The 21468-nt window shown below is 37.2% G+C and carries 20 protein-coding genes; 19 read left to right on the forward strand and 1 reads right to left on the reverse strand.

What is annotated here, in order from left to right:
* Window positions 1–76: 76 nt before the first annotated feature.
* From coaBC to spoVM, 12 genes are all read left to right on the forward strand, one after another.
* Complete coding sequence (gene coaBC / locus AC1Q8N_RS12115) at window positions 77–1282, forward strand: bifunctional phosphopantothenoylcysteine decarboxylase/phosphopantothenate--cysteine ligase CoaBC (protein WP_098132062.1); 1206 nt, start codon at window positions 77–79, stop codon at window positions 1280–1282.
* Entirely contained in the window at window positions 1279–3684 is a 2406-nt protein-coding gene (priA, locus tag AC1Q8N_RS12120) for a primosomal protein N' (protein ID WP_098642751.1), read from the forward strand. The genes coaBC and priA overlap by 4 nt, the downstream gene beginning before the upstream one ends.
* A gap of 11 nt (window positions 3685–3695) precedes the next feature.
* Window positions 3696–4166 carry a peptide deformylase gene (gene def / locus AC1Q8N_RS12125; RefSeq protein WP_000279468.1) on the forward strand — a complete coding sequence of 157 codons (471 nt, stop codon included), beginning with the start codon at window positions 3696–3698 and terminating at the stop codon, window positions 4164–4166.
* A 23-nt stretch (window positions 4167–4189) separates the two neighbouring features.
* Complete coding sequence (gene fmt, locus AC1Q8N_RS12130; RefSeq protein WP_098047857.1) at window positions 4190–5134, forward strand: methionyl-tRNA formyltransferase; 945 nt, start codon at window positions 4190–4192, stop codon at window positions 5132–5134.
* The gene (gene rsmB / locus AC1Q8N_RS12135) at window positions 5131–6465 is read left to right on the forward strand and encodes a 16S rRNA (cytosine(967)-C(5))-methyltransferase RsmB (protein ID WP_001249653.1); all 1335 of its coding nucleotides are present in this window, start codon (window positions 5131–5133) and stop codon (window positions 6463–6465) included. The genes fmt and rsmB overlap by 4 nt, the downstream gene beginning before the upstream one ends.
* Window positions 6466–6469: 4 nt before the next feature.
* Window positions 6470–7558, forward strand: coding sequence for a dual-specificity RNA methyltransferase RlmN (gene rlmN / locus AC1Q8N_RS12140; protein WP_000450539.1), 1089 nt, complete (start codon window positions 6470–6472; stop codon window positions 7556–7558).
* A gap of 4 nt (window positions 7559–7562) precedes the next feature.
* On the forward strand, window positions 7563–8315 hold the full coding sequence (locus AC1Q8N_RS12145; protein WP_000648694.1) for a Stp1/IreP family PP2C-type Ser/Thr phosphatase: 753 nt from the start codon (window positions 7563–7565) through the stop codon (window positions 8313–8315).
* Between the two features lie 8 nt (window positions 8316–8323).
* Entirely contained in the window at window positions 8324–10297 is a 1974-nt protein-coding gene (gene prkC, locus AC1Q8N_RS12150) for a serine/threonine protein kinase PrkC (protein ID WP_048546028.1), read from the forward strand.
* Window positions 10298–10565: 268 nt separating this feature from the next.
* Window positions 10566–11447, forward strand: coding sequence for a ribosome small subunit-dependent GTPase A (rsgA, locus tag AC1Q8N_RS12155; RefSeq protein WP_001113945.1), 882 nt, complete (start codon window positions 10566–10568; stop codon window positions 11445–11447).
* A gap of 2 nt (window positions 11448–11449) precedes the next feature.
* The gene (gene rpe / locus AC1Q8N_RS12160; protein WP_000589963.1) at window positions 11450–12094 is read left to right on the forward strand and encodes a ribulose-phosphate 3-epimerase; all 645 of its coding nucleotides are present in this window, start codon (window positions 11450–11452) and stop codon (window positions 12092–12094) included.
* 99 nt (window positions 12095–12193) lie between these two features.
* On the forward strand, window positions 12194–12874 hold the full coding sequence (locus tag AC1Q8N_RS12165) for a thiamine diphosphokinase (RefSeq protein ID WP_048546025.1): 681 nt from the start codon (window positions 12194–12196) through the stop codon (window positions 12872–12874).
* Window positions 12875–12940: 66 nt separating this feature from the next.
* A complete protein-coding gene (spoVM, locus tag AC1Q8N_RS12170) occupies window positions 12941–13021 on the forward strand; it encodes a stage V sporulation protein SpoVM (protein WP_001213599.1) in 81 nt (26 codons plus the stop codon).
* A 73-nt stretch (window positions 13022–13094) separates the two neighbouring features.
* Here the strand turns inward: spoVM and rpmB are convergent, their stop codons facing one another.
* Window positions 13095–13283, reverse strand: a complete 189-nt coding sequence (gene rpmB, locus AC1Q8N_RS12175; protein WP_000124776.1) for a 50S ribosomal protein L28 — start codon at window positions 13281–13283, stop codon at window positions 13095–13097.
* A 375-nt stretch (window positions 13284–13658) separates the two neighbouring features.
* Here rpmB and AC1Q8N_RS12180 point away from each other — a divergent pair, with 375 nt between their 5' ends.
* The 7 genes from AC1Q8N_RS12180 (at window position 13659) to fabG (ending at window position 21426) form a co-directional block, all read left to right on the forward strand.
* Window positions 13659–14021 carry an Asp23/Gls24 family envelope stress response protein gene (locus AC1Q8N_RS12180; RefSeq protein ID WP_000021109.1) on the forward strand — a complete coding sequence of 121 codons (363 nt, stop codon included), beginning with the start codon at window positions 13659–13661 and terminating at the stop codon, window positions 14019–14021.
* A gap of 22 nt (window positions 14022–14043) precedes the next feature.
* Complete coding sequence (locus tag AC1Q8N_RS12185) at window positions 14044–15720, forward strand: DAK2 domain-containing protein (RefSeq protein ID WP_000027123.1); 1677 nt, start codon at window positions 14044–14046, stop codon at window positions 15718–15720.
* A gap of 287 nt (window positions 15721–16007) precedes the next feature.
* A complete protein-coding gene (recG, locus tag AC1Q8N_RS12190) occupies window positions 16008–18056 on the forward strand; it encodes an ATP-dependent DNA helicase RecG (RefSeq protein ID WP_001006889.1) in 2049 nt (682 codons plus the stop codon).
* Window positions 18057–18144: 88 nt separating this feature from the next.
* Window positions 18145–18738: a transcription factor FapR gene (gene fapR, locus AC1Q8N_RS12195; protein WP_048546022.1), complete on the forward strand. Its 594-nt coding sequence runs from the start codon at window positions 18145–18147 to the stop codon at window positions 18736–18738.
* Window positions 18735–19727 (forward strand): phosphate acyltransferase PlsX, encoded by a 993-nt coding sequence (gene plsX, locus AC1Q8N_RS12200; RefSeq protein WP_098047855.1) that lies wholly within the window; start codon window positions 18735–18737, stop codon window positions 19725–19727. The genes fapR and plsX overlap by 4 nt, the downstream gene beginning before the upstream one ends.
* Window positions 19728–19741: 14 nt before the next feature.
* Entirely contained in the window at window positions 19742–20686 is a 945-nt protein-coding gene (gene fabD, locus AC1Q8N_RS12205) for an ACP S-malonyltransferase (RefSeq protein WP_098079060.1), read from the forward strand.
* Window positions 20686–21426, forward strand: coding sequence for a 3-oxoacyl-[acyl-carrier-protein] reductase (fabG, locus tag AC1Q8N_RS12210; protein WP_048546017.1), 741 nt, complete (start codon window positions 20686–20688; stop codon window positions 21424–21426). The genes fabD and fabG overlap by 1 nt, the downstream gene beginning before the upstream one ends.
* Window positions 21427–21468 lie beyond the last annotated feature (42 nt).

A 21468-nucleotide genomic window follows, 5' to 3' on the forward strand; every position in this document is an offset into this window, starting at 1 on the left:
GAAGAAATATTGGTACTGATGAGCTGGGAATTCTGTTTCAGTATTATAAGTTTGAAAAAGAAAGAGGACGAGCCATATGCTAAAAGGGAAAAAGATACTTCTATGTGTAACAGGAGGCATTGCGGTCTTTAAAGCGGCTGCGTTAACTAGTAAATTGACACAAGCTGGTGCTATTGTAAAAGTAATGATGAGTGAGTCGGCAATGAAGTTTGTTACGCCTCTTACATTTCAAGCACTTTCTCGCCATGACGTATATACAGATACATTCGATGAGAAGGACTCGGCTGTTATTGCACATATCGATTTAGCAGATTGGGCAGATGTAGTACTTGTTGCACCTGCTACTGCCAATTGTATTGGGAAGTTAGCTGGTGGTATTGCAGACGATATGATTACAACTACTTTGTTAGCTACTACAGCCCCAGTGTGGATTGCACCTGCTATGAATGTGCATATGTATGAAAACAAAATTGTACAAAAAAATATGATGACGTTGAAAACGTTAGGATATACATTTATTGAGCCTGGAGAAGGTTTTTTAGCGTGTGGTTATGTTGCGAAGGGAAGACTAGAAGAACCGGAAGCAATTATTGCACGGTTAGAAGAGGCTTTTTCCGAACAAAAACCGTTGCAAGGAAAAAAAATATTAATAACTGCTGGCCCAACTCGTGAAAAGATTGATCCAGTGCGTTTTATGACCAATTTTTCTTCTGGGAAAATGGGATATGCAATTGCGGAAGTGGCAGCGAACTTAGGTGCTGATGTCATACTTGTTTCGGGACCGACAGCATTAAACCCACCATTACATGTAAATACGGTACAAGTGGAATCTGCACAAGATATGTTAGAAGTAGTTCTGCAACAGTATAAAAACGTAGATGTTGTCATTAAAACAGCAGCAGTTGCAGATTATCGCCCGAAATATGTTCATGATAATAAAATGAAAAAGAAAAATGGAGATGCTGTAATCGAACTCGAGAGAACAGTAGATATTTTAAAAACGTTAGGTGAGATGAAGGATCAACAGTTACTTATCGGTTTTGCGGCTGAAACGACAAAGGTAGAAGAATACGCAACAAAAAAATTACGTGAGAAAAATGTGAATATGATTGTTGCGAACGATGTAAAGGCACAAGGAGCTGGATTTGGTACAGATACAAACATTGTAACAATGTATAGAAAAGATGGAGAAGTTATCGAGTTACCACTTTTAACGAAGAAAGAGGTTGCTCGTGAAATATTAAAGCAAATTGAAATGATGTTAGAAGATGATCGTCTATGAAATTTGCAAGTGTAATTGTTGATGTACCTGCACGTCAGACAGATCGACCATTTGATTATATTATCCCTAAAAAGTGGGAAGATATTGTCCAGATAGGCATGCGTGTAGTAGTTCCATTTGGCCCAAGGAAATTGCAAGGCTTTATTATTGGGATTAAAGATTCGGCTGAAGTAGAAAGTAAGAAGCTAAAGACAATCCATGAAATATTAGATGTAACACCAGTTTTAAACGAGGAATTATTAAAGCTTGGATATTGGCTTACAAGCGAAACGTTATGTTATATGATTTCAGCCTTTCAAGTCATGCTTCCAACGGCGATAAAAGCTACGTATAAAAAGCGTCTACAACTTCGTAAACAAGAAGAAGTAGCACCTGAACTACTGTTTTTATTTCAGGAAAAAGAAGCGATAGATTGGGAAGCTATTGAGACGCAGCCGCACCTATACCGCACGATTCAACAAGAAATTAAAAATGGCACGATTGAAGTTGTTTATCAGGTAAAAGATAAAGTGCAAAAGAAGAAACAAAGAGTCGTTCAACCGGAGTTGCCAGAAGATAAATTGGAATTAGCAGCATTTGAACTGAAAAGTAAAAAACAACAAGATGTACTCTATTATTTTGTGGAAAATTATAAAAGTGTGCCGTTGAAAGTGATAACAGAAGAGTTGCAAATAACAGACGCTCCGATTAAAGCACTTGTTAAAAAGGGGCTAATTTCAGAAAAGTATGTGGAAGTGTACCGAAATCCGTATGACGATGATGATTTTGAACAAACGAAACCATTCCCACTTACGGAGGAACAAAAGCAAGTTATTGCACCGATTTTATCATCAATTACAAATGAAACTTACAATCCATTTTTACTATATGGTGTTACAGGAAGCGGAAAAACAGAAGTATATTTACAATCTATAGCAGCGGTGCTCGCGAAAGGGAAAGAAGCTGTTGTACTTGTTCCTGAAATTGCACTAACGCCTCAAATGGTAGATCGTTTTAAAGGCAGATTTGGCTCGCAAGTTGCGGTTCTTCATAGTGCGCTGTCTGTTGGAGAAAAATATGATGAATGGCGTAAGATTTTAAGAAAAGAAGTGAAAGTTGTAGTTGGTGCACGTTCAGCTGTATTTGCTCCTTTTGAAAATTTAGGGATTATTATTATTGATGAGGAGCATGAATCGAGCTATAAGCAAGAAGATAATCCGCGGTATCATGCAAGGGATGTAGCTGTCTGGAGGGGGCAATATCATAAATGTCCTATCGTTCTTGGCAGTGCAACACCGACACTTGAATCGTTTGCAAGAGCGAAAAAAGGTGTGTATGAATTACTAACGATGGAAAAACGTATGAATAAACAAGCGTTACCAACAGTAGAGATTGTTGATATGCGTGAGGAACTTCGTGACGGGAATCGTTCCATGTTTTCGAAGGCATTGCATGAAAAAATAGCAGATCGATTAGAAAAGAAAGAACAGATGGTACTCTTTTTAAATAGAAGAGGTCATTCTACATTTGTTATGTGCCGTGATTGTGGGTATGTTGTACAATGTCCGCATTGTGATATCTCGCTGACATATCATAAAATGAACCATCGTTTAAAATGTCATTACTGCAGTCACGAAGAGAATATGCCGACTGCGTGTCCTGCTTGTCAAAGTACATATATTCGTTTCTTTGGTACAGGTACACAAAAGGTAGAAGAAGAAATTACAAAACTATTTCCAGAGGCACGAGTTATTCGAATGGATGTAGATACGACAAGTCGCAAAGGAATGCATGAAAAATTATTAAAGGCGTTCGGGGAAGAAAAAGCAGATATACTACTTGGAACACAAATGATTGCGAAAGGATTAGATTTTCCTAAAGTAACGCTTGTCGGGGTTTTAACTGCAGATACGATGCTTCACTTGCCTGATTTTCGAGCGAGTGAAAAGACGTATCAGTTATTGACGCAAGTAAGTGGACGAGCAGGCAGACATGAATTGCCAGGAGAAGTTATAATTCAAACGTATACGCCAGAACATTATAGTATAGAGTTAGCAAAGAACCAACAATATGATGTGTTTTTTGACCAAGAAATGCAAATGAGACGAACAAGACAATATCCACCTTATTACTATGTTGTACTTGTAACAGTATCCCATCCAGAATTATTAAAGGCAGTGCAAGTGACGGAAAAAATTGTCGGTCATTTACGGGCGCACTGCACAGAGCAAACGATGGTGTTAGGACCGGTTGCTTCAGCAATTCCAAGGATAAAAGATAGATATCGTTATCAATGCATGATAAAATACAAACGGGAACCAAACTTAAAGAACGTGCTCAAAATGGTAAATGAACATTATCAAGCAGAAATGCAAAAAGAGCTACAAATCTCAATTGATTTTAATCCAACAATGTTAATGTAGCGGAGGGAAATATGGCAGTTTTAGAAATAGTAAAGCATCCAAATGAAGTGTTAGAAACACCATGCGAAAGAGTAATTAACTTTGATAAAAAGTTAGTAAAATTGTTGAAAGATATGCATGAAACAATGTTAATTGCGGACGGAGTCGGTTTAGCTGCGCCTCAAGTAGGTGTAAGCTTGCAAGTTGCGGTAGTTGATATCGGTGATGATACGGGGAAAATCGAGTTAATCAATCCATCGATACTAGAAAAACGTGGTGAACAAGTAGGTCCCGAAGGCTGTCTAAGCTTCCCGGGACTTTATGGTGAAGTGGAACGTGCGGATTATATTAAAGTACGTGCTCAAAATCGCCGAGGTAAAGTATTTTTACTAGAAGCAGAAGGATTTTTAGCACGTGCAATTCAACATGAAATCGATCATTTACACGGTGTGTTATTTACATCGAAAGTGACAAGATATTATGAGGAAAACGAATTAGAATAGGTATCAAAAGGAGCGGTTTTTGAATGATAAAAGTAGTATTTATGGGAACACCGGACTTTTCAGTGCCGGTGCTTCGTCGTCTTATCGAAGATGGCTATGATGTAATAGGTGTTGTGACGCAGCCTGATCGTCCGGTAGGTAGAAAAAAAGTATTAACACCTACACCTGTTAAAGTTGAAGCAGAAAAACATGGTATTCCGGTGTTACAACCGTTAAGAATTCGTGAAAAAGACGAATATGAACAAGTCTTGGCATTAGAGCCAGATTTAATTGTAACAGCTGCTTTCGGTCAGATTGTACCAAATGAAATTTTAGAAGCACCGAAGTATGGATGTATTAACGTCCACGCGTCTTTACTACCTGAACTTCGTGGTGGTGCACCAATCCATTATGCAATTATGGAAGGTAAAGAAAAAACGGGTATTACAATTATGTATATGGTAGAGAAATTGGATGCTGGTGATATCTTAACGCAAGTAGAAGTCGAGATTGAAGAGCGTGAAACGACAGGCTCTTTATTCGATAAGTTAAGTGAAGCAGGGGCACACCTTCTATCTAAAACAGTACCCTTATTAATTCAAGGTAAGTTAGAACCAATTAAACAAAACGAAGAAGAAGTAACGTTTGCATATAATATAAAACGTGAGCAAGAGAAAATTGATTGGACAAAAACAGGTGAAGAAGTATACAATCACATTCGCGGATTGAATCCATGGCCAGTCGCTTATACGACTTTGGTAGGACAAGTTATTAAAGTATGGTGGGGAGAGAAGGTCTCTATTACAGAGAAAGCTGAACCAGGTACAATAGTAGCTCTTGAAGAAGATGGATTTGTTGTTGCAACAGGGAATGAGACAGGGGTTAAAATCACTGAATTGCAACCTTCTGGTAAAAAACGTATGAGTTGTTCGCAATTTTTACGTGGCACAAAACCTGAAATTGGAACGAAGTTAGGAGAAAATGCATGAGACAAAATGTTCGTGAGTTAGCTCTTGATGGCTTAATTCAAGTAGAAAAAAGTGGTGCATACAGTAACTTACTTCTAAATAATCTAATTGAAAAAAATGCAATTGATAGAAAAGATATTGGTTTGTTAACTGAAATTGTATATGGAACGATTCAACGTCGTGACACATTAGATTATTATTTACAGCCTTTTTTAAAAAAGAAGGTTGAGGCGTGGGTAAGAGTATTACTTCGCTTATCTTTATATCAAATGATTTATTTAGACCGAGTGCCAGAAAGAGCGGCTATTCATGAAGCAGTTGAAATTGCAAAGCGTCGCGGGCATAAAGGGATTGCTGGTATGGTAAACGGGGTATTACGTTCGATTCAGAGAGAAGGGGTACCTTCTGTAGATGAAATCAAGGATCCAATAGAACGTTTGGCAATTGCAACAAGTCATCCAATGTGGCTTGTGCAAGACTGGGCTTCTGAATATGGTTTAGAGACAGCAGAGAAAATGTGTGAAGTGAACATGTTACCCCCGGTACCAACAGCGCGTGTAAATGTTGATAAAATAACAGTAGAAGAAGCAATAGAGTTGTTGGCTGGTGAAGGTATAGAAGCGAAGCGCGGCGATTTATCAGAGGATGCAATTCAAATTGAAAGAGGGAATGTAGCGCATACAGATGCGTTCAAAAAAGGTTTTCTTTCTATTCAAGATGAAAGTTCTATGCTTGTAGCACGCGCTTTAGAACCGAATGAGGGAGATGAAGTTCTTGATAGTTGTGCTGCTCCGGGCGGAAAGACGACGCACATTGCAGAGCGATTAAAAGGAACAGGTCAAGTTATGTCTCTTGATTTACATGCACACAAAGTACGTTTAATTAAACAACAAGCGGAGAGACTTGGTCTAGAAAATGTCGAAACAAAAGCACTAGATGCTAGAAAAGTGCAAGAACACTTTGCGAATGAAACATTTGATAAAATATTAGTAGATGCACCATGTTCTGGATTTGGTGTTATTAGACGTAAACCTGATATTAAGTTAGGTAAAAATAAAGGCGATAGTGAAAGATTATCGACGATTCAACTTGCAATACTAGAAAAAATAGCACCGTTATTAAAACAAGGTGGTCGCCTTGTTTATAGTACGTGCACAATAGAAAAAATAGAAAATGAACAAGTAATAAAGCAATTTTTACAAGAGCATCCTGAATTTGAATGGGATACTACGATAAAAGATCGCATGCCAGAAAAGTTAAATCCGTATATTGATGAAGGTCAAGTGCGAATTTTACCGCATTATTTTGCAACAGATGGCTTTTATATTGCTTGTTTAAGGAAGAAGGTGTAGCATCGTGGAAACGACTGTGAGAAAACAAAAGAAAAATCTAGAAACGAAGAAACCATCAATTTATTCTTTACAACTTCATGAAATGCAAGATTGGTTAAAGGAACAAGGAGAACCTAAATTCCGTGCAGGACAAATCTTTGATTGGCTATATAAAAAACGTGTAAAAAATTATGACGACATGTCGAATCTTTCTAAAGGATTACGCGATAAATTGTCGAATTCCTTTGATATTACTACTTTAAATACATTAGTAAAACAAACATCTTCTGATGGAACAATTAAATTTTTATTCCAATTATATGATGGCTATTCTATTGAAACAGTGTTAATGCGACACGAATATGGAAATTCTATTTGTGTAACAACACAGGTTGGATGCCGTATTGGTTGTACGTTCTGTGCATCTACACTTGGTGGGTTAAAACGAAACTTAGAGGCTGGAGAGATTGTAGCGCAAGTAGTAGAAGTGCAACGTGCACTTGATGAAACAGAAGAACGTGTAAGTTCGCTTGTTGTTATGGGAATTGGAGAGCCGTTTGATAATTACGACAACTTAATGTCATTCTTACGCATTGTAAACCATGAAAAAGGAATTCATATTGGTGCAAGACATATGACAGTTTCAACAAGTGGAATTGTTCCAAAAATTTATAAGTTCGCTGAAGAAGATATGCAAATTAATTTTGCGATTTCATTGCATTCTGCAAATACAGAGTTACGTTCAAAATTAATGCCGATTAACCGTGCTTATAAGCTACCAGACTTAATGGAAGCTGTTAAATACTATGTAAATAGAACAGGGCGTCGTATTACGTTTGAATATGGCTTATTTGGAGGAGAAAATGACCAAGTTGAGCAAGCTGAAGAACTTGCTGCGCTTTTAAAAGGTGTAAAATGTCATGTAAACTTAATTCCGGTAAACTACGTACCTGAACGTGATTATGTACGTACGCCACGTGAACAAATTTTCTTATTTGAAAAAACGTTAAAAGATCGTGGAGTGAATGTAACAATTCGTCGTGAACAAGGTCATGATATTGATGCAGCCTGCGGTCAGTTACGTGCGAAGGAGCGTAAAGAAGAGACGAGGTGACGAGATGAAAGCCGTGTTTCTATCAGATAAAGGAAAAGTTCGTCAACATAATGAAGATAGTGCGGGAGTTTTTCACAATTTAGATGGAAATATTTTAGCGGTAGTAGCAGATGGAATGGGAGGTCATCGAGCTGGTGATGTAGCTAGCTCGATGACCATTCAATTATTTCATGATTATTGGAAGCAAACGCATAATATGAATGAACCAAAAAAAGTAGAAGAGTGGTTACATACGAGTGTTGGGATTATTAATGAGCGTATATATGAGTACTCTAAGCAACATGTAGAATGTAATGGCATGGGAACAACACTTATAATAGCGATTTGTACGCCAAACTTTGTGACAATAGGTCATATAGGAGATAGTCGTTGTTATATGGTATCAGAGGGAGAAATATCGCTTGTAACGGAAGATCACTCACTTGTAAATGAACTTGTAAGACATGGTGAAATTTCAAAAGAAGACGCAGAATATCACCCGAAAAAGAATGTTTTGTTAAGGGCATTAGGAACAGAAGAAAAAGTCGGATTAGATGTTAAAACATTGGTGCTTGAGGAAGATGATCAGTTACTTCTTTGCTCGGATGGGTTATCTAACAAAGTTTCTATTGCTGATATGCAACAAATTTTACAGTTAAATGAACAGCTTGAAACTAAGGGACAACGTCTCATTCAATTGGCGAATGATCGTGGCGGGGAAGATAATATCACCCTTGTTCTTATTGATTATGCGGGTTCGACAAACGAAAGTAGGTGAAGTGCAACGTGCTGATTGGAAAACGCTTAAATGACCGTTATAAGCTGCTGAAAATGATTGGTGGTGGTGGAATGGCCAATGTGTATTTAGCTCATGATGATATACTTGGCCGAGATGTAGCGGTAAAAATATTAAGACTCGACTATTCAAATAATGAAGAGTTTATTAAACGTTTCCATCGAGAAGCGCAGTCTGTTACAACGTTGTCGCATCCAAATATTGTGAATATGTATGATGTCGGAGAAGAAGATGGTATATATTATCTTGTAATGGAGTATGTACCAGGACAAACATTGAAGCAATACATAATTGAGCGAGGGATGTTACCTATAGGAGAAGCTCTTGATATTATGGAGCAGTTAACATCCGCCATGGCACATGCCCATCATTTTGAAATTGTGCACCGTGATATTAAACCGCACAATATTTTAATTCGAGCTGATGGAGTAATAAAAGTAACAGATTTTGGAATTGCGACAGCTACAAGTGCAACAACAATTACACATACAAATTCGGTACTCGGTTCGGTACATTACTTATCACCAGAACAAGCACGCGGCGGGATAGCAAATAAACAATCAGATATTTATTCCCTAGGAATCGTTATGTTTGAGTTGTTAACAGGAAGACAACCGTTTTCTGGCGAATCTGCTGTTGCTATAGCTTTAAAACATTTACAAAGTGAAATTCCGTCTCCAAAGAGATGGAATGAAAATATTCCGCAAAGTGTTGAAAATATTATATTAAAGGCAACTGCGAAAGATCCGTTTCACCGATATCAATCTGCCAATGCGATGAAACGAGATATTGAAACTGCGCTATATCCAGAGAGGATAAATGAGCAGCCATTTTACATACCGGAAGATATGGAAGCGACAAAAGCGATTCCGATTATTCAACAAGAACAATTATTCGAAAATGTAACTGATGAAACAATTGTTTTAAAAGGAAGTAAAGTGGATGAACAGAAAAGAAAAGAAGAAACGGAATTATATAAGAAGAAAAAACGAAGTAATAAATGGATCAAAGTTTTAATTACGACATTTTTACTTTTAGCAATTGGAATAACGTTAGCGCTTACTGTTATTCCGGGATTCTTTATTCCAAAAGATGTAAAAGTCCCTGATGTGGCTGGTATGAAGTATACGACAGCAGTAAATACATTAGTTGAAAAGGGTTTTGAGGTTACGGAACCTAATATTGTATATACAGATGATGTTGAAACCGGTGATGTGATAAAAACAGACCCTGTGGCAGGTAGAGTCGTGAAAGAAAACTCTAAAATTACTATCTATCAATCAGGTGGAAAAAAGAAAAGTAAGATGAGTGATCTCACAGGAAAAGATTTTGAGAGTATAAGGAATGAATTAGAAGAAAAATATAAGCAAGTTACAATAAATTATATTGAAAATGATAGGCCAAAAGGTGAAATCGTAGAGCAAATTCCGACGCCTGATCAAATGGTAGTAGAGGCGGAACAAGAACTGAAAATTTGGGTAAGTAAAGGTCCTTATCAAATTAGGCCAGGTGATTTTTCAGGATGGACTGAAAATAGCGTAAATGGTTATTTGAATGAGAGAAAACTAACCCCAGATATAAAACGAGAGTATTCCGATACTGTTGATAAAGGACTTGTAATTTCGCAATCTCCAAAACCAGGAACGCCGTTAAAAGAAGGAGATAAAGTGACGATTATCATCTCAGAGGGGCCTAAGCCGAAAATAACGAAAACAGTGAAAGTGGATAATATTTCTATTCCGTATGAGTCTTCTATAATTGGTGAGAAAAAACCGCAAACAATAGAAATTTATAAAGAAGATATGCAACAAAAAATGGATAGACCAATTGAAACTAGAACAATTTCAGAGTCGGCAACTATTTCTTTAGAATTTGTAATTCAAGAAGGTACAAAAGGACACTATAAAATTGTACGAGATGGTGTAACGATTATCGACAAAGAAGTACCATACCCAACTCAATAATAATGACTTCCGTTTTCTTTCTAGAGGGGATGGAATGTATTACTCTTGCCTGTTATGCTGTCTACATATAGTGGACTGTATAACAGGCAAAAATATATGATTCAAAAAGCTATAAAAGTGATACTGTTATAAATAATATTTTAAATTTGATGGTAGATTAAATATATTAACTTGTATATATGACGGGTTTTGAAATAAGTATTTAAAGAATTTTAAACCATTTAATATTAATGACAGCTTCACTTTATACAAAATAAAGGAGAATTATATGCCAGAAGGAAAAATTGTAAAAGCTCTAAGTGGATTTTATTATGTGCAGCATGAAGAAGGGATTACACAATGCCGTGGGCGTGGTGTGTTCAGAAAAAATAAAATTACGCCACTGGTAGGAGACCAAGTTGTCTTTCAAGCAGATAATCCAACTGAAGGATATGTGCTTGAAGTATTTGATCGGAAAAATGAACTTGTTAGGCCTCCTATTGCTAATGTTGATCAAGCAATTCTCGTTTTCTCTGCAGTAGAACCAGATTTTAATCCGGGACTATTAGATCGATTTTTAGTGCTGATTGAATATCATAACATTAAGCCGATTATTTGCATTAGTAAGATGGATTTAGTGGATGAAAAAATGAGAGAGACTGTTGAATCTTATGCAAATGACTATCGTGAGATGGGATATGATGTATTATTTACTTCTATAAATACATCGGAAAGTATTGATATTTTAAAACCATTCTTAGAAGGTTGTATTTCTGTCGTTGCAGGGCAATCTGGTGTTGGGAAATCTTCTATGCTTAACGTTTTACGTCCAGAGTTAGAATTGAAAACGAATGATATTTCCTCGCATTTAGGACGCGGGAAACATACGACAAGACACGTGGAATTAATTGCGGTTGGAAGCGGACTAGTTGCAGATACACCTGGTTTTAGTTCACTGGATTTCATAGATATAGAGGTAGAAGATCTTACATATTGTTTTCCAGAGTTGAAAGAAGCGAGCCAATACTGTAAATTTAGAGGGTGTACACATCTTTCTGAACCGAAATGTGCTGTGAAGACAGCAGTTGAAGAAGGGAAGATTACAGAATATCGTTATAAAAATTACAAACAATTCGTAGAAGAAATTAGAGAGAGAAAGCCGAGGTATTAGTTATGATTAAAATTGCACCATCGATCTTATCAGCAGATTTTTCAAAATTAGGGGAAGAGATTAAAGATGTAGAAAAAGGTGGAGCGGATTACATTCACGTCGATGTAATGGATGGACATTTCGTACCAAATATTACGATTGGACCATTAATTGTAGAAGCTATCCGTCCAATTACATCTTTACCATTAGATGTACATTTAATGATTGAAAATCCTGATAACTATATCCCGACTTTCGCAAAAGCGGGAGCAGATATTATTACTGTTCATGTAGAGGCGTGCCCTCATTTGCATCGTACAATTCAGCTAATTAAGTCTCATGGCATTAAAGCAGGAGTTGTATTAAATCCGCATACGCCAGTTTCGACGATTGAGCATGTATTAGAAGATATCGATATGGTATTGCTTATGACAGTAAACCCTGGATTTGGTGGACAGAAATTTATCCATTCTGTATTACCGAAAATTAAACAAGTGGCAGAAATGGTTAAAGAGCGTAATCTAGAAGTAGAAATTGAAGTTGATGGTGGTGTAAACACTGAAACAGCACGACTTTGTGTTGAAGCAGGAGCAAATGTACTTGTAGCTGGATCAGCAGTATACAATCAAAAAGACCGTGGTGAAGCAATTCGTGTCATTCGTGGATAATGAATGAACGAGTCTTTATCCTAGTGAAACTGCTAGTGTAGTAAGTTTTCACTATTTATAAAGGATAGAGAAAAAATATGTAAAAAGGCAATCTACCGAATGGCAGATTGCCTTTTTACAATAGAAGGGGAAGGAAACATGATTATTCATATTTTAGCGGGTGGACCTGCGGAATATTGTGCAGATTTTTCTCGATATGAAAATGAGAAAGTAGTGTGGGCGGCAGTTGATAGAGGAGTATATCGTCTATTAAAAGGAGGGATTACTCCAGCTGTTGCATTTGGAGATTACGATTCAGTTACTGAAGAGGAATTAGTATGGATGGGCCAGCAAACAAATGACTTACATATTGTTCCTCGTGAAAAAGATCAAACAGATTTAGAAATTGCGATTAATTGGGCGTTAGAACAAAATCCGACATTGATTCGTATTTTTGGTGCCACCGGTGGAAGGCTGGATCACGGTTTAGCAAATATACAGATGCTTTTAAGAGGGTTAGAAGTAGGGGTAGAAATGTGTATTGTAGACAATAAAAATGAAATAAGCGTAAAAAAAGTGGGTACACATATAATTGAAGAAAATAAAAATTTCCCTTATGTATCTTTTGTGCCGGTTACTGAAATAGTAGAAGGGATTACATTACTTGGTTTTAAGTATCCTCTAACTAATAAAACAATAGAATGGGGATCAACACTTTGTATTAGTAATGAACTCGTTGAGGAAAAAGGTACTTTTTCATTTACTTCTGGCATATTAATGGTGATAAGAAGCACTGATTAAAGAAACAATTTTGCTCCTTACATCATATAGTGAACAAGTGGAGTAATGGGGATTAGGAGGGAAACCATGAGATTTTATACAATTAAGTTACCTAAATTTCTTGGTGGAATTGTTCGTGCCATGTTAAATACCTTCAAAAAAGATTAAAAAAAGCACCTATTACCGGTGCTTTTTCCATTGTCATAGTAAAAAAAGAGCCTAGCGGCTCTTTTTTTTATTATTAAACACGTTCGATTTTGCCAGATTTTAATGCTCTAGCAGAAACGTAAACACGTTGAACTTTTCCGTCGATGCGTACGCGAACTTTTTGAAGGTTAGCGCCCCATTTACGTTTTGTAGCGTTCATTGCGTGAGAACGAGAGTTACCAGAACGAGCTTTTCTTCCAGTGATAGCACAAACACGAGCCATTTATATTTCCCTCCCTTGATACCTTACCATACGTAATTTTTCAATGTTAGTCTTTTTTGCGATGCTAAAAACACTACTATAATTTAACACAACTAAAAAGAGAATGCAACACCGTAGAAAAAAGAAATCAAGAAAAATTACTTGACACCATATGTCGATGATGAAAAGTTGAAATCAAGAAAAATTGCTTGACATATTATAGTGGTACATGTTGTATAATAACAATGGACTATTTTGCTCATCATAAAAAATGTGATTTAAAACATAAAATATGAGAGTGAAAAGAAAGAACGATGGAATTTTCTTTAAAAAGATTATATGATAGTAACTAAAGTAGTCTAGCTCACTTTCACCATTTATGAAGGGGGAAACGAGATGTCAATTGAAATTAAAACGAAGTATGGTCAAATTGATATTAGTACAGATGTAATTGCAACAATTGCTGGAGGTGCCGCAGTAGATTGCTACGGTATCGTAGGTATGGCATCAAAAAATCAGTTAAAAGATGGTTTAACAGACATTTTACGAAAAGAAAACTTCACTAGAGGTGTTATTGTTCGTAAAGATGAAGATGAAGTACATATTGATATGTATATTATTGTGAGCTATGGTACGAAAATTTCAGAAGTAGCACATAACGTGCAGACGAAAGTGAAATATACATTAGATCAAACTGTAGGACTAGCAGTAGATTCTGTAAACATCTACGTACAAGGAGTTAAAGTAATAAACTTGTAATGTGCATTAAGGAGGAAAATCTGTGTCAATTCAAAAAATTGATGGGAAACGTTTATCACAAATGATCATGCAAGGAGCGAATAATTTAACAAATAATGTTCAGCTTGTTGATGCATTAAACGTATTTCCGGTTCCAGATGGCGATACCGGTACAAACATGAACTTATCAATGACTTCAGGCGCACGTGAAGTGAAAGCAAATCCTTCACAGCATGCTGGTAAAGTCGGCGTAAGTTTAGCCAAAGGATTATTAATGGGAGCACGTGGTAACTCTGGAGTTATTTTATCTCAGTTGTTCCGTGGTTTCTCTAAATCCATTGAACAAAAAGAAGAATTAACAACAGTTGATTTTGCTGCAGCTTTAGATGCTGGGGTAGAAGCGGCTTACAAAGCGGTTATGAAACCGATTGAAGGAACGATTTTAACGGTTGCAAGAGAAACGGGTAAATATGCAGTGACAGTTGCGAAAAAACAGCGCGACTTTGTTTTGTTTATGGAAGACGTTGTGAAAGAAGCGAATGCATCGTTAAATCGTACGCCGGATTTATTACCTGTATTAAAACAAGTTGGCGTTGTAGATAGCGGTGGTAAAGGTCTTGTTGTTGTATACGAAGGATTTTTAGCTGACTTAAAAGGAGAAACGATTTCTTCTAATGTGTCTGCCCAACCATCTATGAATGACATGGTACGCGCAGAACATCACCGTAGTGTACAAAGCCAATTGAGTACAGAAGATATTAAATATGGATATTGTACGGAATTTATGGTGAAATTAGAGCCTGAAAAAATGAAAGAACATAATTTCTCTGAACAAAAATTCCGTGAAGATATTAGTGTGTACGGAGATTCACTACTTGTTGTATCAGATGATGAGGTTGTTAAGGTTCATATTCATGCGGAACATCCTGGAGATCCTATGAATTATGGACAACGCTATGGTAGTTTAATTAAGATTAAAGTAGAAAATATGCGTGAACAGCATACTGCTTTATTAGATGAGCCTACTATGATGCCTGAGCCAACTAGCCAGTCTAAAGAGAAACAACCGTACGGTATCGTAACTGTTGCTATGGGATCTGGTATCAAAACTTTATTTGAGAGCATTGGCGCGACGAAAGTTATCGAAGGTGGCCAAACAATGAATCCAAGTACGGAGGATATTGTGAAGGCGATTGAAGAAGCGAATGCTGAAAAAATCATTATTTTACCGAACAACGGAAATATCGTGATGGCAGCAGAACAAGCAGCGTCAGTTGTGGATCAAGAAGTGATTGTAATTCGTTCAAAAACAGTTCCTCAAGGTATGGCTGCAATGTTAGCTTTTAATCCAGTTGGAACGTTAGAAGAGAACGAAGAAAACATGAAAGAAGCTTTATCTCATGTGAAAACCGGTCAAATTACGTATGCTGTACGTGATACGGAAATTGATGGTGTAGCGATTCAAAAAGATGATTTCATGTGTATTGCAGATGGAAAAATTGTATCAACAAATGCTGCAAAAGTAGGAGCTGCAAAGCAATTACTAGAAGCACTTATTGATGAAGATTCTGAAATTGTAACGATTCTACAAGGTGAAGATGCAACTGATGAAGAAGTAGCTGAGTTAGTTGCATTTGTAGAAGAGAATTTTGAAGATGCAGAAGTAGAAGTACATGCTGGAAACCAACCGGTGTATTCGTTCATCTTCTCTGTAGAATAAGAAAAAATTCGTTTTGAAAATAAATGGATTACTTACTTACTTGCTAATGGATAAGAAGTAGTAATATGAAGTTTATTACTAGTTTTTATTCAAAAGGCTAGCATATTGAAGATAAAAAAGAGCCTTGCTGCTAATAGTGAGGCTCTTTTCTTTCGTATTGTTTATGAGGGATTTGAGTAGTTTCTCTAAGAATGCCTATGATAGAATATATAGGGTGAAAGAGAGCGATTACAGATGTCAATAGTATGAATGAATCAAAGAAAATAATGTGACGGAGCGTGAGAATCTTGAATGAAGTTGTACAAGTTCCTGTTACGGATGTAAAGGGAATCGGAGGAGAAACATCTGAATTACTACACGAGATGGGGATTTATACAGTTTCTCATCTATTAGAACATTTTCCGTACCGTTATGAAGATTATGCGATGAAAGATCTTGCTGAAGTAAAGCATGATGAACGTGTAACAGTTGAGGGAAAGGTTCATAGTGCTCCTTTACTGCAATATTATGGGAAGAAGAAGTCTCGTCTTACGGTTCGTGTCCTCGTCGGTCGTTATTTAATTACAGCTGTATGCTTTAATAGGCCGTACTATAAGCAGAAGTTAAATTTAAATGAAACAGTAACGATTACTGGTAAATGGGATCAGCACCGTCAAACGATTGCGGTATCAGAGCTTCATTTTGGACCAGTTGTACGTCAACAAGAAGTAGAGCCTGTATACTCAGTGAAAGGGAAACTTACAGTAAAACAGATGCGCCGTTTTATTGCCCAAGCGTTCAAGGAGTATGGAGAATCTATAGTTGAAGTGTTACCTGATGGATTGCTAAGTCGATATAAATTATTGCCGCGTTATGAAGCGCTTCGGGCGTTGCATTTTCCAGCAGGACAGGAAGATTTAAAACAAGCACGTCGCCGTTTTGTATATGAGGAGTTTTTCTTATTCCAGCTAAAAATGCAAACATTACGGAAAATGGAGAGGGAAAATTCGAAAGGGACGAAAAAAGAAATTCCTTCAGCAGAATTGCAAGAGTTTATTGATGCACTTCCGTTTCCATTAACTGGTGCACAGCGTCGGGTAGTAGATGAAATTATGAAAGATATGACATCTCCTTATCGGATGAATCGTCTGTTGCAAGGTGATGTAGGTTCTGGGAAAACAGTCGTTGCAGCGATTGGCCTTTATGCAGCGAAGTTAGCACATTATCAAGGTGCTTTAATGGTTCCTACAGAAATTTTAGCAGAGCAACATTATCAATCGCTTGCAGAGACGTTCTCGCACTTTGGTATGAATGTTGAATTGTTAACCAGTTCTGTTAAAGGTGTAAGGCGTCGAGAGATTTTGGCAAAATTAGAACAAGGAGAAATAGATATCCTTGTTGGAACACATGCTTTAATTCAAGATGAAGTTATCTTTCATAGGTTAGGTCTCGTTATTACTGATGAACAACATCGATTTGGTGTAGCGCAGCGACGAGTTTTAAGGGAGAAAGGTGAAAGTCCGGATGTTTTATTTATGACGGCGACGCCAATTCCGCGTACGTTAGCAATTACTGCATTTGGAGAGATGGATGTTTCTATAATCGATGAGATGCCAGCTGGTAGAAAGGTAATTGAAACATACTGGGCAAAACATGATATGTTAGATCGAGTTCTCGGTTTTGTGGAGAAGGAGATAAAAAAAGGAAGACAAGCATATGTTATTTGTCCCCTTATTGAAGAATCTGAGAAACTTGATGTACAAAATGCGATTGACTTACATAGTATGCTGACTCATCATTATCAAGGGAAATGTCAAGTCGGATTAATGCATGGCAGACTCTCATCTCAAGAAAAAGAAGAGATAATGGGACAATTTAGTGAAAATAAAGTGCAAATTCTTGTGTCGACAACAGTTGTTGAAGTAGGTGTGAACGTACCGAATGCGACTGTAATGGTTATTTATGATGCAGAGCGTTTCGGTTTATCGCAGCTCCATCAGCTCAGGGGACGTGTTGGGCGTGGTAGTGAACAATCATATTGTTTATTAATCGCGGATCCAAAATCGGAAACGGGAAAAGAGCGAATGCGTATTATGACCGAAACGAATGATGGATTTGTATTGTCAGAAAAAGATTTAGAGTTAAGAGGTCCTGGAGATTTCTTTGGAAGTAAGCAAAGTGGTTTACCAGAATTCAAGGTTGCTGATATGGTACATGATTATCGAGCGTTAGAAACAGCTAGACAAGATGCGGCGTTACTAGTAGAATCAGAAGCGTTTTGGCATAATGATCAGTATGCTTCGCTGCGTACTTATCTTGACGGGACAGGTGTGTTCCAAGGAGAGAAGCTCGATTAAAGGGAGGCAACGAAAGTTTTTGTTGCATTCTACTTTTAATGATTATATACTACTGTTAGTACCTAGTCATAAAAACGGATGGTGCGGTATGAAAAAAAGAAGAAGTAAAAAAGAAAGACAACAATTATTACAACAAACAATAGAAACGAATCCTTTTATTACGGATGAAGATTTAGCAGAAAAATTTCAAGTGAGTATACAAACCGTACGTCTTGACCGTATGGAATTATCTATTCCTGAATTAAGAGAAAGAATTAAACATGTAGCTACAAAGCAACATGAAGAAGATGTGAAATCTTTACCGTTAGAAGAGGTTGTCGGAGAAATTATCGATATAGAATTAGATAGACATGCGATTTCTATCTTTGAAGTGAAGGTAGAACACGTATTTAAAAGAAATCAGATTGCCCGTGGGCATCATTTGTTTGCACAAGCAAACTCACTAGCTGTTGCGGTTATTGATGAAGAATTAGCTTTAACTGCAAAGTCTACCATTCGATACATTCGTCCTGTAAAATTAGGAGAGCGTGTTGTTGCAAAAGCGCGCGTTGAAGATGTAGAGAATGATAAAGGACGGACCGTTGTCAAAGTGCGTAGCTTTGTTGGAGAAGAACTTGTTTTTACAGGCACTTTTGAAATGTATCGATCTAGTAATTATAGTGAGGAAGGTAACAACTTATGAAAATCGCAATAGATGCAATGGGCGGCGATCATGCTCCAAAGGCTGTCGTATTAGGAGCAATGAAAGCTATTAAGGAATATTCTGATTTACATATTACGTTAGTAGGGAAAGAAGAGGAGATTCGTCAATACTTAACGAGTGAAGAACGAATTACTATACTTCATACAGATGAAAAAATCGAATCGACAGATGAACCAGTAAGAGCGGTTCGACGAAAAAAACAAGCCTCAATGGTACTAGCAGCGCAGCAAGTGAAAGACGGCGTAGCGGATGCTTGTATATCAGCTGGTAGTACAGGAGCTTTAATGGCGGCTGGATTGTTCGTTGTAGGTCGTATGGAAGGAATTGAGCGACCAGCTTTATCCCCTACAATGCCAACGATTGATGGAGAAGGTTTTGTTATGTTAGATGTTGGAGCGAACGTTGATGCAAAACCAATTCATTTATATCAATATGCAGTAATGGGATCTGTATACGCTGAGAAAGTAAGAGGAATTAAAAATCCTCGTGTTGGACTTTTGAACGTTGGAACAGAGGATGGCAAAGGGAACGAGCTTTCAAAACAAGTCTTTGCAATGCTTAAGGATGCCCCAATTCATTTTGTTGGGAACGTTGAATCAAGAGATTTATTGCAAGGTGTAGCAGATGTTGTTGTATGTGATGGTTTTACAGGGAATGTAGCGCTAAAATCATTAGAAGGAACAGCACTTGCGTTATTTTCTATGTTAAAAGAGCAGTTAATGAGTTCGTTTACGAGCAAATTAGCAGCAGCGGTATTAAAGCCAAAACTTATGGTATTAAAAGATAAAATGGATTATTCGGAGTATGGAGGAGCGGCATTATTTGGATTGAAAGCTCCAGTCATTAAGGCTCACGGTTCTTCCAATGACCAATCAATATTTAGTGCGATTCGTCAAACGAGAGAAATGGTAGCGAAAGAAGTTATTCCTACTATTTCAAGCGTAATGGAGAAAGAGCCACTCCAATAAGAGGAGGATTTGAAATGGGAAAACTAGCATTTCTTTTTCCGGGCCAAGGTTCACAGGCAGTTGGAATGGGTAAACAGTTAGCGGAGAATAATAAAGAGGTTGCAAATGTGTTTGCGAAAGCAGATGAGGTGTTGCAAGATTCACTTTCAGAAGTGATTTTTGAAGGGCCGCAGGAAAAGCTTACGTTAACGACAAATGCGCAGCCGGCCTTATTAACAACGAGTTTTGCTATTTTGACAGCTTTGAAAGAGTATGATATTACACCAGACTTTGTTGCAGGGCATAGTTTAGGTGAATATAGCGCTCTTGTAGCAGCGGGTGCAATAACTTTTGAAGACGCTGTATATGCTGTAAGAAAACGTGGGGAATATATGGAAGAAGCTGTTCCTGGTGGAGAAGGTGCAATGGCGGCTATTTTAGGTGCTGATCCACATATGCTGAAACAAGTTACAGAAGAAGTAACAAGTGAAGGATATGCAGTGCAAATCGCTAATATGAATAGTAAGAAGCAAATTGTGATTTCTGGAACAAAGCAAGGAGTTGAGATTGCTTCTCAAAGAGCGAAAGAAAATGGTGCAAAGAGAGCAATTCCGCTTAAGGTAAGTGGACCGTTCCACTCTTCGCTTATGAAGCCAGCCGCGGAGAAGTTCCAAAGTGTCTTAAAAGAAATTACAATTCAAGATACGAATATTCCTGTTATCGCAAATGTAACAGCAGACGTTATTACAAGTGGTGCACTTATTCAAGAAAAGCTAATTGAACAGCTCTATTCGCCTGTCTTATGGTACCCGTCCATTGAAAATATGGTGAATCAAGGGGTAGATACATTTATTGAGATTGGACCTGGGAAAGTGCTTGCTGGACTTATGAAGTCAATTGATTCATCAGTGAAAGCATATGCGATATACGATGAAGAGACATTAAAAGATACCATTTCAAATTTGAGAGGAGAAAACTGATGTTAAAAGGGAAAGTAGCATTAGTAACTGGCGCTTCACGTGGAATTGGTCGTGCGATTGCGATTGATTTAGCGAAACAAGGGGCAAATGTTGTAGTAAATTATGCTGGTAATGAGCAAAAGGCGAATGAAGTAGTTGATGAAATAAAGAAATTAGGTTCGGATGCACTTGCAGTAAGAGCAGATGTTGCAAATGCTGAAGACGTTACAAATATGGTGAAACAAACTGTAGATACATTTGGACAAGTTGATATTCTTGTAAATAATGCAGGTGTAACAAAAGATAATTTATTAATGCGTATGAAAGAAGAAGAATGGGATACAGTTATTAATACAAATCTAAAAGGTGTATTCTTATGTACGAAGGCAGTATCTCGATACATGATGCGCCAGCGTCATGGACGTATTATTAATATCGCTTCTGTTGTTGGAGTGACAGGTAATCCAGGACAAGCAAACTATGTTGCTGCTAAAGCGGGTGTAATTGGATTAACAAAAACATCAGCAAAAGAATTAGCGAGCCGTAATATTACTGTAAATGCAATTGCTCCAGGTTTTATTGCGACTGATATGACGGATATATTAGATGAAAATATAAAAGCCGAAATGTTAAAGTTAATTCCTGCAGCTCAGTTTGGTGAAGCGCAAGATATCGCAAATACTGTAACGTTTTTTGCTTCTGATCAAAGCAAATATATTACAGGGCAAACGTTAAATGTTGATGGCGGAATGGTAATGTAATAAAAGAATTGATTTCAACTAGTTTTTTTGGCCAATATTTAA

The organism is Bacillus sp. GW823-FHT06B01 (genome assembly GCF_058952315.1).

Excerpts from the sequence above, each read along its gene's own strand:
- def (WP_000279468.1), top strand. The coding sequence starts at position 3,696 with ATGGCAGTTTTAGAAATAGTAAAGCATCCAAATGAAGTGTTAGAAACA.
- AC1Q8N_RS12145 (WP_000648694.1), top strand. The coding sequence starts at position 7,563 with ATGAAAGCCGTGTTTCTATCAGATAAAGGAAAAGTTCGTCAACATAAT.
- fabD (WP_098079060.1), top strand. The coding sequence starts at position 19,742 with ATGGGAAAACTAGCATTTCTTTTTCCGGGCCAAGGTTCACAGGCAGTT.
- spoVM (WP_001213599.1), top strand. The coding sequence starts at position 12,941 with ATGAGATTTTATACAATTAAGTTACCTAAATTTCTTGGTGGAATTGTT.
- coaBC (WP_098132062.1), top strand. The coding sequence starts at position 77 with ATGCTAAAAGGGAAAAAGATACTTCTATGTGTAACAGGAGGCATTGCG.
- AC1Q8N_RS12180 (WP_000021109.1), top strand. The coding sequence starts at position 13,659 with ATGTCAATTGAAATTAAAACGAAGTATGGTCAAATTGATATTAGTACA.
- fapR (WP_048546022.1), top strand. The coding sequence starts at position 18,145 with ATGAAAAAAAGAAGAAGTAAAAAAGAAAGACAACAATTATTACAACAA.
- plsX (WP_098047855.1), top strand. The coding sequence starts at position 18,735 with ATGAAAATCGCAATAGATGCAATGGGCGGCGATCATGCTCCAAAGGCT.
- rsgA (WP_001113945.1), top strand. The coding sequence starts at position 10,566 with ATGCCAGAAGGAAAAATTGTAAAAGCTCTAAGTGGATTTTATTATGTG.
- rpmB (WP_000124776.1), bottom strand. The coding sequence starts at position 13,283 with ATGGCTCGTGTTTGTGCTATCACTGGAAGAAAAGCTCGTTCTGGTAAC.
- fabG (WP_048546017.1), top strand. The coding sequence starts at position 20,686 with ATGTTAAAAGGGAAAGTAGCATTAGTAACTGGCGCTTCACGTGGAATT.
- AC1Q8N_RS12165 (WP_048546025.1), top strand. The coding sequence starts at position 12,194 with ATGGCAGATTGCCTTTTTACAATAGAAGGGGAAGGAAACATGATTATT.
- rsmB (WP_001249653.1), top strand. The coding sequence starts at position 5,131 with ATGAGACAAAATGTTCGTGAGTTAGCTCTTGATGGCTTAATTCAAGTA.
- fmt (WP_098047857.1), top strand. The coding sequence starts at position 4,190 with ATGATAAAAGTAGTATTTATGGGAACACCGGACTTTTCAGTGCCGGTG.
- priA (WP_098642751.1), top strand. The coding sequence starts at position 1,279 with ATGAAATTTGCAAGTGTAATTGTTGATGTACCTGCACGTCAGACAGAT.
- rpe (WP_000589963.1), top strand. The coding sequence starts at position 11,450 with ATGATTAAAATTGCACCATCGATCTTATCAGCAGATTTTTCAAAATTA.